This is a genomic window from Thiobacillus sp., assembly GCA_024235835.1.
In the GTDB taxonomy this organism is placed as follows: Bacteria; Pseudomonadota; Gammaproteobacteria; order Burkholderiales; family Thiobacillaceae; genus PFJX01.
The window spans coordinates 224,389-240,938 of record JACKLQ010000003.1; the positions used below are offsets into that span (position 1 = coordinate 224,389).

The following is a 16,550-nucleotide window of genomic DNA, read 5'->3' on the forward strand; positions in this document are numbered from 1 at the left end:
ATGGCCATTGACACCATCCGTCTCCGCTCCTGCCCCATCCCTGAAAGCCTGGCTCGTCAAATCGAAGCCAGTGCCATCAAACGCATGGGCATCAACATGGGCACCGGAGAAGTTCTCTACGAACTCACCACCGGAGACCTGAGGGGCTCCTGGGACGCCCGCATCTCCATCCGCATTCGTCGCGAAGAATGGGTCACCGTTGACGGCCGCCCCGTCCTTCAGGACTGCGAGCCCTACATCATCCTGGAGTGCAGCGCCCACAAAGCCCTCATGGGCCATAACATCTATGGCGGCCCCACCAACTTCCGGGAAACATCGGTTCAGATCATTGAACTGGTGGAAACCCTCCTTGGCGTTCACCTCCCCGCCGTCACCCAATGGCAAGTCCAAAGGGTGGACTGGGCCGAGGTCTATCGTCTCCCCTTCGTAGCCATCCAGGAATTCTTCGAAGGCATCTACACCGTCCAATTCCCCCGTCGTAACAAATCCGTCTCGAAACACGGCTCCCACTCCCTCCACATCCCAGGCACCACTACCACGGTCAAGCTCTACCACAAAGGCCCCGAGTTCCATGCCCATGACTCCAAACGCCTCAAGAGCTACTTCCGCGCCCTACGCCTGAACCAGACCACCAGCCGCAACCCAGACGGAACGCTCCACTACGGCGAATCCGACGACAAGACCACCCAATGGGTCAACCGCAAGATCGCCGCCCTCCAGCGACTCGCAAACAGCCGCCTACGTGTCGAAGTAGGCATCAATGCTGAAAAACTCGACTACGACTTTGGCCACCGGCCATATGTGCATGAAGTCACGGACGACTACCTAAAGGGTGTCCACGACAAGGAAATCATGCGACTTTTCAAGGAAGGGAAAAGCGACATGGAAACTGTCCGCCAAAACCGGGAAGTCTCCCGGCGCCTGAACGATGTTTACGGCGACACACTCGGAAACCGCCTGTACGGCTTCTGGCTCCAGATGGCCACCAACGAAGAAGAGGTTATGAAAGGGCGCATGAAACGCTCCCTCTTCTACAAGTACCGCAAGGCCCTGGTAGACGCCGGCTGTTCCTGGCACAGAACTGACGTGGTCGTCGTTCACAACGACTCCGCCCTACCCGCCGACTTCATCCCCCTGCGTACTGATCCCCGGGTTTGCCAAAGGCCGGCCCGAAACGCTGCGGTTTTCCTAGACCGTGATCTCCTCCTGAAACTTGCTGCCTGAAAGGAAACACCATGTCTGAACTTGCTTTTGTGATCTCTGCCGACAAAGGCGTCATGACCGATGAACGTACCGGTAAACCCATTAGCTGGTCGAACATCCACTACCTCACCGACTACCGGGAAGACAGCCCGGATGCAGCCGGCTACAAGCCTATCAAGATCAGCTGTGCCCCTGAGGCCTTCGACGTCATCCACAAGAACGGCATCGGCCTTTACAAATTGGATTTCCGTACACGACCTGGTGCTGGAGGAAAACCCTCACTCATGCTCGTCAAAGCGGAAATCGTGGGCCAGCTGGACGTGTTCGAGCTCAGCCACTACCGCAAGCCTGACCCCTTCCCCAGTGGCAAGCCTGCTCAGCCCAAACCCGCCCAGCCTGAAACCAAGGCAGCCTAAAAGTTTCGCATGTGAAACAAAGGAGAACGTCATGAAAGGCTATCTGAACTACCTGGTCATTAAGGTCATGTTCCTGGTCCTCGAACCTGGTGCACGGGTCATCTATGACCGCAAGACGGACTTTATCCGTGCTGAAGTCTGAGCAAAAAAAAGGCCCGGGAGTCCCGGGCCTCAACTCCTTCCGTGAGGGGCCTAGCCCGTCACTGAAAGGTCATCGTATGAAAACTTTAACACTGTTTGGTTTCAAGTTCACCGTAGAGCACCACTACCGGTATGAGGTTCATCTTCATGCCAGGGAATGGCCCATCGAGTTTGAGGAATTGCACCGCTGCAAAACACTCCCTGGAGCGGTTTCGAAAGCTTTCTTGCTTTCCAGGAACCGCAATCAAGGATGGTGTGATCGCATGGTTGCTGTTGTCTTCGACCGGGACCAATACCGGGAAAGATTCGCCTTTCTGGTATCCGAGAAAGTTCGTTACGTAACACGTTTTGTCCGTCTGTAATCGTTCATTAACCGTATAGGGCCAAGGCCCCTCACGAAAGGAAAAACGATGCAATGCCAAGTTCTTGCAGTTCGGCCAACCCCTGGTGGGATGCTCATAGCACACATCCAGGTCGGCCCTTACTTCGGTGATGTACCTGCCGAAGAGGGGACCAAGGTGGGCCAGGCTGATCTTCGTAATCGGCTTCGAGTTCGCCAGGGGCGTCTTGAGTCGGTTCTTCGTGTTTATCCGGAAGAAGCCAAGTGACCTTGGCACCTGCCTTCTTCCTGCTCGGATTTTCGACCGCACTGGTCGTAATCGGCTCTTGGCAACTGGTCCAAGCCTTGAGACGACAAACCCGGACCACTGGAGCAAATCCATGAAACGCAAACTGCAACTCCTGGCCGCCCTGGCTGCTGCCAACTCCGTCAATGCCTTCGCCGCTGTTCCCGCGAACGTCTCCACCGCCCTGGGTGATGCCCTGACCGATGCCACCACCGTGGCCGGCCTGGCGCTGATCATCGTGGTGGGTGTGGCTGCCTTCAAGTACATGAAGAGCGCCGTTCGCTAATCGCCTTCGTCGGCATTTCCGTAATGCTCCAAACTCGGGGCATTACGGAATTTCAAAGGAAAACATCATGAAAAATACGCTTCTCGCAATTGCCCTTTTGACTCTTGCTTCCTCTTCATATGCGGATGTCTGCGATGTGAATAATGATGAAGTTGTGGATAAGAGGGACATTTCATTCATCAGTAAATCGAGAGGTCAATACGTCACTTTGCCTGATCCACGTGATTTCAACCAGGATGGTGTTATCAACGTAAATGATGCAAGGGGATGTGTTTTGTTGTGCACGTTTCCTTCCTGTGCCGTGTATTGATGTTGTACTCGCTCGCTTTCCTGGCGATTTTCCCCGTCTGTGATATTGATCTGGACGGGGATATCGATTTTGACGACATCAATCTAATTGCCCAGGCGAGAAATACGTACACGTATATCGGGGACCCTCGTGATTTTAACCAGGATGGTCTTATCGCTGGCACTGAAGCGAATTCATGCGTTAGTCTTTGTACACGCCCATCTTGTAGGATTTGAGTTATGCCATATGCGGCTGGTGGATACTGTTATTCTTCTGGAGAGGATGCAACATTGGTTCTTTCCTCATTTCGTTCTGGGCTTGGTGGCAATCCTTGTCCATATGTCTGGGATGGTTCTAAAGCCGTAGCCTATACGTATAGCACTTCGACGGGCGCATGTACTGCCTCCACCACGAAAGTGACCTTTCCCACATGCCTGGAAGAGGGTCCGATCGGGGGTCCTAACCCATCGGGAATGGTTGTTGATGGAATGGCCTTGGGCTGGCTTGTTGTTGCGGTATGGGCAGCGGCTTATGCGGTCACTGTTCTCAGAAAGGCCTTGCTATGACCCAGCTCATGGACCCTTATTTTCTGGCTGCTTTCATTTCCATAATAGGTGCCGCATGGATCGTATTTTCGCGTTGGTAATTCTTCTCCTGGTGCATGGTTATTCAAATGCATCAGAATGGACGAATTGCACTGCACTTCCTACAGGTGAAACAGGGCTGACACCGATTGATGCGTGCAATGCAAAAAAAGGCACTTGTACTGGTTGTGTTATGTCCTCTGATGGACAATATAATTGTTCATTCGATTACTTTGGGACCATTTATTCCGGACAAATGGTAAGTTGCAGTACTGCACCACCATCTCAACCTACACCACAGGAAGTCTGTCAAGGTCTTCAGGGGCAATCTAAATCGACTGGGTATTATGATATCGGTACGAATCCTTCAGAGAAGTGGCGTGGAAATGTGGCCTGTGAATCCAACGGTTGTATGACCATTTTCCAAGGGTTCTATCCCGTCAAACAAGCCTTGGTCAATGGCGATATGCACTACTATGCGTATGGTTCATTTAATTATTATGGCGGAGAGGTATGTGTACCTGGTGGCACGAATCCAGAAAGTGCTCCATCAATGATGTATCCGCCACCAGCGACGTGTTCAGAGTCTCAGTGGCCGGGCATTGTTAATGACATTGCTGTTTGTTTGGACAAGTCCACTGGGGAGCCTGTAACGCCCGTTACTTCATCGGTAAAACAAAGCACCACACAGATCATAAATACGGATGGTTCAGTCACGACACAAACGACGGTCGTTAACAAGGACGCGAGTGTTACCAAGATTAGTAATACTGTGTTCCCGGATGGATCATCTACCAGGGAGGTTACGGGTGATCCTAAGGGAGACCCGGAAGCTAGTGAATGTGAAAAATACCCGAATACGGCTGGATGTTCCCAGCTTGGGGACCTGGACGGAGAACCCCCGGTTCCAACCCAGTTGAATGTCAGCCTGAACCCCATGGCCGGATGGGATTCACCCGGCGCATGCCCTGCTGATGTCGTCATCGATGCAATGGGTCAGCAGATACCCTTCAAGTTCAAGGGTGCATGTGACTTCTTCACCATGATGAGGCCCGTAATCCTGGCTGGCGCCTGGATCGTTGCCACATTGATCTTTGTCGGGGGGGTTCGCACATGAATCTTGCAACCTGGCTCGCTGCAATAGCTGGTCCCATCGCCTGGAGGGTAATGGCTGCCCTGGGCCTGGGCGTCGTCTCCATGGTCGGCATTTCGGAGGCCCTTGAGCTGGGCCTATCTACAGCACAAACCTATTGGGGCCAATTCGGTGGAACGGCTGCGGAGCTGGTCGCCCTCTCCGGCGTCGGCGGTGCCATCGGTATCATGGCAGGGGCCATAACCGCCAGGGCCAGCCTCATTATGCTCAAGCGCTTCGTCATTAAATGATCACGCTGATTACGGGAACCCCTGGGGCTGGCAAGACGCTGTATTGCGTTCATGCCATCCTCCAGAAGGAAGGCCAGGGAACCAGGCCTATCTTCGTGGATGGAATCCCCGATCTCAAGACCAGGCATGAACCCGCGCAAGATATCGAACGTTGGCATGAATGGGCTCCTGATGGGGCTCTCATCGTCATTGATGAGGTGCAGCGTATTTGGAGGCCCACCAACTCATCAGCCCGGGTACCTCCATCCATTGCAGAGCTGGAGACCCATCGCCACAGGGGTATCGACTTCGTACTCATTACCCAGCATCCCAATCTCATACATTCCAATGTCCGCCGCCTGGTTGGACGTTATATTCATCTGAGGCGGACTGCACTAGGCACCTATCTTTTCGAATGGCCGGAAGCCACCAACCCCGAAGCACGCGGCAATGCCACAAAGATCAGGTGGACCCATCCGAAGCAGTCATTCGGACTGTACAAGAGTGCCAGCGAGCACACCAAGGTATCCCATCGGATGCCCACCAGTGTCTATGTCTTCGGCTTCGCGGTCCTTGCCTTCCTGGTGGGGCTCGCATTTGCCATCAATTCCATCGGATCGAAAATGACGGGTGAACACTATGCTGACCAGCAACCGGCCCACCTACAAAAGCCTCATCAGGCGCTTCCTTCTCCGGGTCTCCCTGATGTTTATTCGCCAGCTCTACAAAACCCGATAATTGCATTCTCACCCGTTTATCCGGACATTCCCCACTCCGCCCCAGCCTATGAAGGTATGGTTCCCGTCAAGTCAGCACCACTCATTCAAGGCTGTGTCGCCTCCCCCACCAGGTGCATTTGCTACACCCAGCAGCAAACGCGCCTGGCCATCTCGGAGGACCTCTGCCGGCGTCATGCTGCCGGCCTGGAGTTCGATCCTTACCGTCAGGATCAGGCCCCCCAACAGCTGGCCATGCCACAGATCAACACTCAGGCCCCACAAGGCCCAGGCCAAGACCAGGCCCTCCAGGATGGACCGGATAGGGTTCTTACTCCTCCGGTGGATGATTTTAAAAACCCGTTTGCCAGGTCCAGTACCTGAATGAACAAGGGGCCTTTCGGCCCCTTTGTCCTTCAAGCGTTCTCCTGGAAATACTCCTCGGTAACGATATTCCCCCCCCAATCCGCATAGGCCTCCACCAGGTCGCGCCAAGCCTTCATAATGTCCTCGTCTGTGACTCCATCGCCGGCATATCCTCTACGGCTGAACTCGGTCACGATCTCGTAATGCTTGCCCTGGTGTTCCCTGGGTAGCGTGGTGACATAGAACCGCAGCAGGTTGTGCACTGCCTGATTAGGATGGAGATACTCTCGCTTTGGCGGTCTAGCTGCTTCCTCGGCTAGTTGTTTCTCCCGCTCAGCCTTGCGCTTTGCTTCCTCTGCATCCCGCCTGGCCTTTGCTTCTTTCCGCCTGGCTTCTTCCTCTTTGATGTGCTTCTGGCGTTTCTCCGTTTTGCTCCGCAGGAACTCCCTGGCCTGTTCCCTGGTTAATTCCCCGGCCACCAGCTTTTCATAGGCCACATTGGCATCGGCCAAGTCACAGGTATTCTCGATCCTGTTCATGATGCCAAGGATCTCCAGATCCTCGACCTTCCCCTCTTCCAGAAGTCGCCTGGTCCGGTAACTTAGATCCGGTTCTGACAAGGCCACCAGCTTGGAAACCCAGGACTTGGACTTCTTCACCTGGTCGGCCACAGCCTGCATGGTCCCCAGCTGTTCATAGAGCTCCCTTACTGCATTGGCCTTATCCTCAAGACTCAGATCCTCACGGTGGATGTTTTCGGCCAATTGGATCCTTCTGGTCAGTACGTTGTCCGCCTCGATGACGTTGGCCATGATCGGCACACCGGCAATCTGGCATGCCCGCATGCGTCTTTCACCTGCCACCAGGACGTAATGGCCATTGTTCGTTCGCACGGTGATGGGGTTGATCAGGCCATGGGCCTTGATGTCTTCCGCCAACTCCTCGATGGATGCCTGGTCGAAAACGGTTCTTACATTGTCTCCGGTGCTGATCTGGCTGGCTTCCAACATAACCAGTCCGGTCACATGTTTCGCATGCGAAACTTCCTCATCTCTTATTTCCCTCGACCTTTCCACCTGGTTGGCCAGGTTCCGGTAAGCCATGGCCATTTTTGGATTACTGGTCTTCGCCATCTTCTCGGCATCTAGCCGCACCAGGTGGGCCATGTCTTCATCCACCTCCACCATGCCAACTTGTCCTGGCCAGGCCTTCGGGAAGGTCAAGGGGTCTGAGCTCAAACGCTCCACGTAGTCATTGAATATGGCTTCGGTAATCTTGATTTTCATGGTCTTACTCCTTCATTGATGAATGGCAGCCATAAGGCCAGGTTCACGGGCTTCTTCCAAGCAACACGCCATAGGGTTTTCTTCCACCCTTTGAACCACGTCCATGCCCTGGCCTTGACTTCCGACACGGCTTGCAAAGCCATGCCCACGGCGTCCTCAAAGGGCAGCCACATCTGCCTTTCGAGGAACTCGGGCTTGGACATATAGAGGCGGTTCATTTGGACTCCTGAGGGTTCGGCGCGCGCTTACTTCCTGCAAGGAAATCAAAACAACCCACGGTTAACGGCCACTCAAGGGCGCCCGAAGGGCGGGACCGTGGAATAAATGGAGGGGACCCACGCAGTGGGGAGGCAGCCGTTTATGCCGCGAAAGCCGAACCCTTGAATGGCCAGTGAAGAGCAGTAGGGCAAGCGGAGTGTTGAGCAGCCGCCAGGGAGCGGCTGCGGACGGAGCATCCCCCTACGGTAACGAGCCGGTCGCCGGCGTAGGCGGCCGTGTCGAGGGAACCACGCGCCCCTGTATAATGGTGGCTTTTCCAAGGGGGGCCGCCGCCTGATTTCCAGCTGTCAACCAAGCGTCAACGGCGTTGAATTCCAAAGGCGTCCAAAGACGCCCGACACTGCCAAAACCCGCATAAAGTGGGGCTTTGTCGTCTATAGTGATGGGTTTCAACCGACTCATAATCCGTTGGTGCCGAGTTCGACTCTCGGGGGGCCCACCAAATTGACCATGCCGAAGATCGAAAAACCCGCCAAGCCCAAGGATTTCGAGGCCGCCATCCAGGAACTGGAACAGGTGGTGGCGGACATGGAATCCGGCAAGCTGAGCCTGGAGGCTTCCCTGGCCGCCTACAAGCGGGGCATGGAACTCTCCGCCTTCTGCCAGAAGACCCTGGAAGAGGCCGAGCAACAGGTCAAGATCCTGGAAAAGGGCCTGCTCAAGGACTTCGACCCCGGCATGGAGCGCGGCGACCCAAATGACTGATTTCGCCGCCTGGTCCCGGGTCGTCCAGACCCGCATGGAAACAGCCCTGGTGCGTTTGCTGCCAGCCGAGGCCATCGCCCCCGGCAAGTTGCACAGCGCCATGCGCTACGTCTCCCTGGGGGGCGGCAAGCGGGTGCGGCCCATGCTGGCCTTTGCCGCCGGCGAGGCTGTCGGTGCCGACGCCGCCAAGGTGGAGGCCGCCGGTTGCGCCGTGGAACTGATCCACGTCTATTCCCTGACCCACGACGACCTGCCCTGCATGGACGATGACGACCTGCGCCGGGGCAAGCCCACCTGCCACAGGCAGTTCGACGAGGCCACCGCCCTGCTGGTGGGGGACGCCCTCCAGAGCCAGGCCTTCGAGGTACTGGCCGACCCCGGCCTGGGCCTGGACCCTGCCACCCAGGTGGCCATGCTAGGCATTCTGGCCCGGGCCGCCGGATCCCGGGGCATGTGCGGTGGCCAGGCCGTGGACCTGGACAGCACCGGCAAGCGCCTGGAACTGGCGGAACTGGAATTCATGCACATCCACAAGACCGGCGCCCTCATTCAGGCTGCCGTACTACTAGGTGCCCTGGCAGGCGGCCCTCTGGCGCAGGATCGGCGCTCCCGCCTCGAGCACTACGCCCGTTGCGTGGGCCTGGCCTTCCAGGTCATGGACGACGTGCTGGATGCCGAGACCGACACCGCCACCCTGGGCAAGACCGCCGGCAAGGACGCCGCCCAGGGCAAGGCCACCTATCTCACGCTCATGTCCGCCAAGGAGGCCCGGGCCTACGCCCAGGAACTGATTGACGAGGCACTGGACGCCCTCACACCATTTGGCACCCAGGCTGCACGCCTTGGCGACATCGCCCGCTTCATCGTGGACCGGCGCTACTGAAATGAAAAATTCCCAACGCTCTCTGCGTCCACAGCCGCCCGAAGCTGTTCGGGTTTGCTGGGTACGGCCCGGTGCAAACTGACATGCCCTTGCTTGAAACGATCAACACCCCCGGGGACCTGAAGCAGCTCGGCCGCTCCGATCTCAAGGATCTTGCCGACGAATTGCGGGAATTCATCATCCAGTCCGTATCCCGCACTGGCGGCCACCTGGCCTCCAACCTGGGGGTGATCGAACTCACCGTGGCCCTGCACCACGTGTTCAACACCCCGGAGGACCGCATCATCTGGGACGTGGGCCACCAGACCTATGCCCACAAGGTCCTCACCGGCCGGCGGGAGCGTATGCATACCCTGCGCCAGACCGATGGCCTGTCCGGCTTCACCAAGCGGGAGGAAAGCCCCTTCGATGCCTTCGTCGCCGGCCATTCCAGCACCTCCATTTCCGCTGCCCTGGGCATGGCGGAGGCGGCCAAGCTGGCCGGGGATCCCCGCCGCGTGATCGCCGTCATAGGCGACGGCGCCATGACTGCCGGCATGGCCTTCGAAGCCCTCAACAACGCCGGGGCCTCGGACGCCAACCTGCTGGTGATTCTCAACGACAACGAAATGTCCATCTCCCCCAACGTGGGAGCGCTGAACACCTATCTCACCAAGCTGCTTTCCGGCCGTTTCTACAACAACCTGCGCAGCACCGGCGAACGCCTGCTCTCCAACCTCCCCCCCATCCACGAACTGGCCAAGCGGGCGGAAGAGCACATCAAGGGCATGGTCACGCCGGGCACCCTGTTCGAGGAATTCGGCTTCAACTACCTGGGGCCCATCGACGGGCACGACCTGGACGCCCTGATCCCGACCCTGGCCAACATCCGCCAGTTGAAGGGGCCCCAGTTCCTGCACATCGTCACCCAGAAAGGCCATGGCTATGCCCAGGCCGAAGCGGACCCCTGCCTTTACCACGGCGTGGGCAAGTTCAAGATCGAGGTGGGCGTGGAGGCAAAATCCTGCGCCCTGCCCAGTGCACGTCCCACCTACACGGAGGTGTTCGGCCAGTGGCTGCTGGACATGGCCAAGGCAGACGAACGCCTGGTGGCCATCACCCCAGCCATGTGCGAGGGCTCGGGCCTGACCGAATTCGCACGACAGTTTCCCAAGCGCCATTTCGACGTGGGCATTGCCGAGCAACACGCCCTCACCTTCGCCGCGGGCATGGCCTGCGAAGGCAGCAAGCCCGTGGTGGCCATTTATTCGACTTTCCTGCAGCGTGCCTACGACCAGCTCATCCACGACATTGCGCTCCAGGACCTGCCGGTGATGCTGGCCATCGACCGGGCCGGCCTGGTGGGCGCGGACGGCCCTACCCACGCGGGGGCCTTCGACCTGTCTTTCCTGCGCTGCGTACCCAACATGCTCATCGCCGCGCCCTCCAACGAGGAGGAGTGCCGGCGACTGCTCACCACAGCCTACCGCCACAACGGACCCAGCGCGGTACGCTACCCCCGGGGATGCGGACCGGGCGCCACGCTTCCCGAGGACCTGGAGCCCCTGGAAGTGGGCAGGGGCATCGTGCGCCGGGAAAGCACTCGACAGGACCGGCGTGTCGCGTTCCTGTCCTTTGGCGCCACGGTCAATGCCGCCCTGGTGGCCGCGGACAGCCTGGATGCCACCGTGGCAGACATGCGCTTCGTCAAACCCCTGGACCGGGACCTGATACGGCAACTGGCAGAAACCCACGACCTGCTGGTCACCACAGAGGAAAACGTGGTCATGGGCGGTGCCGGTTCGGCCGTGGCCGAGTGCCTGGCTGAACTGTCCCTCGCCAGGCTCCTGCTCCACCTGGGCCTGCCGGACCGCTTCGTGGAACACGGCGACCCCGCCACCCTCCTCGCCCGATGCGGCCTGGATGCCGCCGGCATCGAGTCTGCCGTAAGGAATAAATTACCCGAGTAGTTTACTCGGGTATTGGACTGCCCTATACTGGGCTCCGTCTGAAACATCAGTAATTTGGAATATTGACCATGATCACCTGCGACACGGTTTGCGACACCCCCGCCGCCTGCCCCCCAGGCCAGGCCACCATCGCCGACGTCCAGAACTACCCGGACTCCCGCAAGATCGCCATCGACAAGGTGGGCATCAAGGCCATTCGCCATCCCGTCAAGGTGCTGGACAAGACCGGTGGCGCCCAGCACACCATCGCCACCTTCGGCATGTACGTATACCTGCCCCACCACTTCAAGGGCACCCACATGTCCCGCTTCATCGAGATCCTCAACGGATACGAGCGGGAGATCTCCGTGGAGTCCTTCGAGCGCATGCTGCGCCAGATGGTGGTGAAGCTGGAGGCGGAATCCGGCCACGTGGAAATGAACTTCCCCTACTTCGTCAACAAGAAGGCCCCCGTGTCCGGCGTCGAAAGCCTGATGGACTATGACGTGACCTTCATCGGCGAGATACGCAACGGCGAATACATCCAGACCATGAAAGTGCTGGTGCCCTGCACCAGCCTGTGCCCCTGCTCCAAGAAGATTTCCGCCTACGGCGCTCACAACCAGCGCTCCCACGTCACCATCACCGTGCGCACCAACGCCTTCGTGTGGATCGAGGACATCATCCAGGTCGCCGAGGAAAACGCATCCAGCCAGCTTTACGGCCTGCTCAAGCGGCCGGACGAGAAATTCGTTACCGAGAAGGCCTACGAGAACCCAAAGTTTGTGGAAGACCTGGTAAGGGACGTGGCCGCTGCCCTGAACAAGGACCAGCGAATAGACGCCTATGTGGTGGAAGCGGAGAACTTCGAGAGCATCCACAACCACTCCGCCTACGCGCTGATCGAGCACGAGAAACAGGCCACAGCAGGTAGCTGAACCCCGAACTGCTTTCCCTGCTCCGGGATGTCATTCCGGCGAGCAGGGGCCCCTGGTTGCGAAGATTTACTTGGCGTGCATCCACAGCCACTGAGCCCAAACGATTTTCGAGCACAGAAAACTGGTAAAAGGGCAGGAGCCGATATTGGCAGCGTTGTGATCAACTGAGGCCACCATGAAACCTGTCGCCATCTTCCGCCACGCGCCCACCGAGGGAGCTGGACATTTCGTCACCTTCCTGGAAGCCAGGGGCATACCCTGGCAACTCATTGCCATCGATGGAGGCGAACCTGTCCCATCCACGCCGGAACAATTCGGCGGACTGGTGTTCATGGGGGGGCCCATGAGCGTCAACGACGACCTGCCCTGGATACCCCCCGAAATGTCCCTGATTCGTCATGCCGTGGACCTGGACATCCCCGTGCTGGGACATTGCCTTGGGGGGCAGCTCATGGCCAAGGCCCTGGGCGGCCAGGTCTCGCGCAACCCCATCAAGGAGATCGGCTGGGGCCGGGTGGCACGGTCGGATACCCCCGAAGCCAGCCGGTGGCTGGGCGACCTGGAAGCGTTCGACGCCTTCCACTGGCACGGCGAGACCTTTTCGATTCCCCCTGGAGCCACCCGCATCCTGGGCAACGCCAACTGCACCAACCAGGCCTTCGTGCTGGGCCCCCACCTGGCCATGCAATGCCACGTGGAAATGACCGAAGCCATGATCCACTCCTGGTGCGAGGTGGGCGCGGAGGAGATCGCGGCATCCGACAGCCCCGCCGTGCAGACCCCAACCCAGATCCTGGCCCTCAGCGCCGGCCGCCTGCCCCAACTCCATGCCGCCGCTGAAACCCTCTATGCCCACTGGCTGGCCGGCCTGCGCAGCTGAAGCCCCATGCCCCACGTCATCGCCCTGCCCCACCTGCGCACACTGGTGGGGCTGCGTGTAAGGCACCTGGGACAGGCTTGCGTGATCGTGGAAGTCCTGGATGAGCCGCCGTCCCTGGTCCTGCAGCCCGAGGTTCGGCCCAGCCTGATGGCGGACCATCTGGGACGTCCCTTCGAATACGGCTTTGCAACCTACACCCTGCCTGTGCTCACCGATGACCGCATCGACCTGAACGCCGCCCTTCTGGACCTGGAAATCCTGGATTGAGGAGATACCCAGGCAGCCAAATTGACTCCCCCGCCGGGGGCGAGCAGAGTAGCGGCCCATGAAGCGACCCTCCGCCCTGGTCCCCGTCATCGCAGGCTTCAGCATCATGCTGATCCTCATGGCGGGCGTAACAGCCATCGGCGTCACTTATATCCGCATTCTCAGCAACCAGCTGACGGCCATTGTCGCGGAGAGGAACCAGAAAGCCGAACTGGCCACGACCATGCGCGCCGTGCATGAAGCCCGCTATCAGTCCCTCATGCTGGCCAGCAACATGGCTGATCCCTTCCTGCGGGACGAGGAAATCCTGCGTTTCTCCCGCATGGCCATGGAATTCATCCAGGCCAGGGACCAATTCCTCTCCCTGCCCCTGGACGAATCCGAATTCTCCTTGTGGACCCGTATCCGCCAAGAGGTGCGGGCCGTCGAGGCCATCGCCGAGCAGATCATAGCCCTGTCACAGGAAGACAGGCTCAACGAGGCCAGGAATCTCGTCCGTCGAAACATGCTGCCGACCCAGGAATCCATGATGCGGGAATGGACTGGACTGGTGGCCATGCAGCGGGCCAAGAACCAGGCCGCCATGGACGAGGCCCGCCAGGCCAGCGCCAGGGCCCGCCACCTCACCGTGGCCCTCTCGGCGGGCGCCTTCGCTGTAGGCCTGGTCATCGCGGTATTCGTCATCCGCCTCAGCCGCCGGCTAGGGCAGGACTTGTACGAGGAAAAGGAGAGGGCCCAGGTAACCCTCCATGCCATCGGCGACGCGGTGGTGCGGTTCGACGCCGACCAGCGTGTCCGTTATCTCAATCCCGTCGCCGAGCAGTTGCTGGGCTTCAGCGCGCCCACTGCCCTGGACCAGCCCGTGGGTGACGTATTGCGGCTGCACGGCAAGGGGAACAGCGACGATCTGAGCAAAGTTTTGGTGGAGGACACCCTGGCGGGCAACCGCGCCAGCCTGCCCGATTCCACATGCCTGCTGTCCGCGCCGGGCCTGGAGTATGAAGTGGAAGGCAGCTGCGCCCCCATCCACACCACTGAAGGGGAAATCATGGGCGGGGTGCTGGTGCTGCGGGACGTGACCGAGGCCAGGGAGATGCATCGCAGGCTGCTGTGGCAGGCGGACCACGACAGCCTCACCAGCCTCATGAATCGCCGCGCCTTCGAGGAAAGGCTGGCCCGCATCCTGGGAAGCAAGCGTTCCGGCGATTTCCCCCTGTCCATCCTTTATATCGACCTGGATCATTTCAAGCCGGTGAACGACACGGGGGGCCATGCAGCGGGCGACGAACTGTTGCGACAACTGGCCAACCTCATGCAGTCCCGCATTCGTGACTCGGACTTCCTGGCGCGCATGGGTGGTGACGAGTTCGCCATCGTGCTCAACGCCTGCCCGGACACCAAGGCCGAGCAGATTGCCGAGGACATCCGGGACAGCATCGCCAAGCACAGGTTCGAGTGGCAGGGCAGGACTTTCCCGGCAGGCGCCAGCATGGGCGTGGTGCATGTCCCCCCCCACTGGTCCACCCTGGACGAATGTTTGGCGGCTGCAGATGCAGCATGCTACAAAGCCAAGCAGCAAGGCCGCGACAACATCGTTGTGCATCAGCACTGATCAAAGGGGGCGCCATGAGTCGGATGCAGCTCCAGCAGTTGAAAGCCCAGGCCCGGAGCGTCCTGGCCGGGCTGGATTTCCTGGGTGGCTGGCTCCCCCCCCTGGCCCTGCGCCTGCTGCTGGCATTTGAGTTCTGGACCTCCGGCGTGGAGAAACTCCAGGGCAGCAACTGGTTCAGTGAAATCCAGGACCGCTTTCCCTTTCCCCTCAACCTCGTCCCCACGGAAATAAGCTGGCACCTGGCCACCTGGTTCGAGCTCATCGGCCCCTTGGCCCTGGTGCTGGGCCTGGCCACCCGTTTCTTTGCCGTGTCCCTGTCCATCCTGACGGTCGTTGCCATCATTTCGGTGCATGCCGGATTGGGCTACAACGTCTGCGACTCCGGATGGAAGCTGCCTGTCATCTACATGGTCATGTTCCTGCCCCTCATTTTTTCCGGGCCGGGCAAACTTAGCCTGGACCACTGGATCCGGCTCAAGCACATGGGCGGCGAACGCCGACTCTGGTCATGAACATCCTGGTGGGAGACGTGGGCGGCACCCATTGCCGCCTTGCCATGGCCCGCGTCAGCGGTACAAAGGTGACCCTTTCCGATATACGGCATTTCAGGAATGAGGAGTTCACCGGCCTCGCGGTCATTCTTGCGCAGTACCTGGGGCAAGCATCACCACTGGAAGTCGCCTGTCTGGCCGTGGCGGGCCCCACCGACGGGCGCCATGTCCAATTCACCAACCTGTCCTGGCATATCGATGCAGCGTCCCTGGAAAAGGGCCTGGGATTGAAGCACGTGGGCCTCGTCAATGATTTCAGTGCCGTAGGCTGGGGCCTGAATGCCCTGGGGAGCCAAGACCTGACCACGCTGCAGGAAGGCATCCCTGGCACGGAAGGCGTGAAGGCCGCCGTGGGCGCCGGCACGGGTCTTGGCGTCAGCATCGGCATCCCCCGCGACGGCCTTCATCACCCCATTCCCACGGAAGGCGGGCACATCGGCTTTGCCCCCTTGAACCCAGAGCAGGACCGCCTGCTGGATTTCCTCCGCAGCCACTATGGCAGGGTGTCCGTGGAACGGCTCCTCTCAGGTCCGGGCATCATCGATCTTTATCGCTTCTGTGCAGGGGAGGCTGGCCAAAACGGATTTGGTGTCCTGGATGAACCCATTCCCGCCCAGGCCATCAGCGTGTCGGCCCAGTCCGGACAGGATGCTGCCGCCGTCCATGCCATGAAGCTATTCGCAGCCATCTATGGACAGGTGGCGGGTGACATCGCCCTGTTGACCCAGGCAAGGGGCGGCATCTACCTGGCTGGCGGCATTCCCCCCAAGATCCTGCCCCTGTTGCGTGGACCCGAGTTTCTCGCGGGGTTTCATGCCAAGGGGCGCTTCAGCGATTGGATGCACACGGTGCCCGTGGCCGTGGTGCTGGATGACGCGATCGGTCTGCGTGGCGCGGCGGTGGCGGCAATCCAGCCCCGGTCAGAGGGCCAGGCAAACACGCAGGGCTAGTTCCCGGCGCCCAGGCCACAGAAGCGAGCGGCGTACCGGAAGCCGGCACCACTGCCCACACGGTAATTCCCTGGCCCCCCCACGGCGGCGCCAGCAGCACACGGAAGCACTCCTTCCCCAGAACCAGGTTCGCCCGACGCGACGTACCAATCATGTCTTGGCTTCCAAGACCATGGTGTCTATATTGTTTTGTAGAAAACCTGTCCGTAGAGGGCCTGGCCATCGACGGGGACCGCACAGGTAATGGGCTCCCAATGGCAAATACATGAACCCGCTCGCGAA

The 16,550-nt window shown here is 59.3% G+C and carries 18 protein-coding genes; 16 read left to right on the top strand and 2 right to left on the bottom strand.

From position 1 onward, the window contains the following. From H6935_15145 to H6935_15175, 7 genes are all read left to right on the top strand, one after another. Positions 1-1,224 carry a replication protein gene (locus tag H6935_15145; protein ID MCP5279668.1) on the top strand — a complete coding sequence of 408 codons (1,224 nt, stop codon included), beginning with the start codon at positions 1-3 and terminating at the stop codon, positions 1,222-1,224. 11 nt (positions 1,225-1,235) lie between these two features. Next, complete coding sequence (locus H6935_15150) at positions 1,236-1,619, top strand: hypothetical protein (protein MCP5279669.1); 384 nt, start codon at positions 1,236-1,238, stop codon at positions 1,617-1,619. Positions 1,620-2,480: 861 nt separating this feature from the next. Next, positions 2,481-2,672 carry a hypothetical protein gene (locus tag H6935_15155; protein ID MCP5279670.1) on the top strand — a complete coding sequence of 64 codons (192 nt, stop codon included), beginning with the start codon at positions 2,481-2,483 and terminating at the stop codon, positions 2,670-2,672. 67 nt (positions 2,673-2,739) lie between these two features. Then, positions 2,740-2,982, top strand: a complete 243-nt coding sequence (locus H6935_15160; protein MCP5279671.1) for a hypothetical protein — start codon at positions 2,740-2,742, stop codon at positions 2,980-2,982. Between the two features lie 600 nt (positions 2,983-3,582). Next, positions 3,583-4,662, top strand: coding sequence for a hypothetical protein (locus tag H6935_15165; protein MCP5279672.1), 1,080 nt, complete (start codon positions 3,583-3,585; stop codon positions 4,660-4,662). Next, positions 4,659-4,928, top strand: a complete 270-nt coding sequence (locus H6935_15170) for a DUF2523 domain-containing protein (protein ID MCP5279673.1) — start codon at positions 4,659-4,661, stop codon at positions 4,926-4,928. Before H6935_15165 ends, H6935_15170 begins: the two co-directional genes overlap by 4 nt. After that, positions 4,925-6,007: a zonular occludens toxin gene (locus H6935_15175; protein MCP5279674.1), complete on the top strand. Its 1,083-nt coding sequence runs from the start codon at positions 4,925-4,927 to the stop codon at positions 6,005-6,007. Before H6935_15170 ends, H6935_15175 begins: the two co-directional genes overlap by 4 nt. Positions 6,008-6,039: 32 nt before the next feature. On the opposite strand, the gene H6935_15180 is transcribed toward H6935_15175, so the two are convergent. Together H6935_15180 and H6935_15185 are read right to left on the bottom strand one after the other, a co-directional pair. Beyond that, positions 6,040-7,275 carry a ParB/RepB/Spo0J family partition protein gene (locus H6935_15180; GenBank protein ID MCP5279675.1) on the bottom strand — a complete coding sequence of 412 codons (1,236 nt, stop codon included), beginning with the start codon at positions 7,273-7,275 and terminating at the stop codon, positions 6,040-6,042. Further along, positions 7,272-7,493 (bottom strand): hypothetical protein, encoded by a 222-nt coding sequence (locus tag H6935_15185; GenBank protein MCP5279676.1) that lies wholly within the window; start codon positions 7,491-7,493, stop codon positions 7,272-7,274. The genes H6935_15180 and H6935_15185 overlap by 4 nt, the downstream gene beginning before the upstream one ends. A gap of 511 nt (positions 7,494-8,004) precedes the next feature. Here H6935_15185 and H6935_15190 point away from each other — a divergent pair. The 9 genes from H6935_15190 (at position 8,005) to glk (ending at position 16,268) form a co-directional block, all read left to right on the top strand. Further along, on the top strand, positions 8,005-8,259 hold the full coding sequence (locus tag H6935_15190; protein MCP5279677.1) for an exodeoxyribonuclease VII small subunit: 255 nt from the start codon (positions 8,005-8,007) through the stop codon (positions 8,257-8,259). Beyond that, on the top strand, positions 8,252-9,142 hold the full coding sequence (locus H6935_15195; GenBank protein ID MCP5279678.1) for a polyprenyl synthetase family protein: 891 nt from the start codon (positions 8,252-8,254) through the stop codon (positions 9,140-9,142). The genes H6935_15190 and H6935_15195 overlap by 8 nt, the downstream gene beginning before the upstream one ends. An 83-nt stretch (positions 9,143-9,225) precedes the next feature. Then, positions 9,226-11,091, top strand: coding sequence for a 1-deoxy-D-xylulose-5-phosphate synthase (gene dxs / locus H6935_15200; GenBank protein MCP5279679.1), 1,866 nt, complete (start codon positions 9,226-9,228; stop codon positions 11,089-11,091). A 68-nt stretch (positions 11,092-11,159) separates the two neighbouring features. Next, the gene (locus tag H6935_15205; protein ID MCP5279680.1) at positions 11,160-12,008 is read left to right on the top strand and encodes a GTP cyclohydrolase I FolE2; all 849 of its coding nucleotides are present in this window, start codon (positions 11,160-11,162) and stop codon (positions 12,006-12,008) included. A 175-nt stretch (positions 12,009-12,183) separates the two neighbouring features. Then, a complete protein-coding gene (locus H6935_15210; GenBank protein ID MCP5279681.1) occupies positions 12,184-12,888 on the top strand; it encodes a type 1 glutamine amidotransferase in 705 nt (234 codons plus the stop codon). 6 nt (positions 12,889-12,894) lie between these two features. Beyond that, positions 12,895-13,155, top strand: coding sequence for a hypothetical protein (locus H6935_15215; protein MCP5279682.1), 261 nt, complete (start codon positions 12,895-12,897; stop codon positions 13,153-13,155). A 58-nt stretch (positions 13,156-13,213) separates the two neighbouring features. After that, on the top strand, positions 13,214-14,767 hold the full coding sequence (locus H6935_15220; protein MCP5279683.1) for a diguanylate cyclase: 1,554 nt from the start codon (positions 13,214-13,216) through the stop codon (positions 14,765-14,767). Between the two features lie 23 nt (positions 14,768-14,790). Then, positions 14,791-15,279, top strand: a complete 489-nt coding sequence (locus H6935_15225; GenBank protein ID MCP5279684.1) for a DoxX family protein — start codon at positions 14,791-14,793, stop codon at positions 15,277-15,279. Then, positions 15,276-16,268 carry a glucokinase gene (glk, locus tag H6935_15230; protein MCP5279685.1) on the top strand — a complete coding sequence of 331 codons (993 nt, stop codon included), beginning with the start codon at positions 15,276-15,278 and terminating at the stop codon, positions 16,266-16,268. The genes H6935_15225 and glk overlap by 4 nt, the downstream gene beginning before the upstream one ends. The last annotated feature ends 282 nt before the right edge of the window (positions 16,269-16,550 follow it).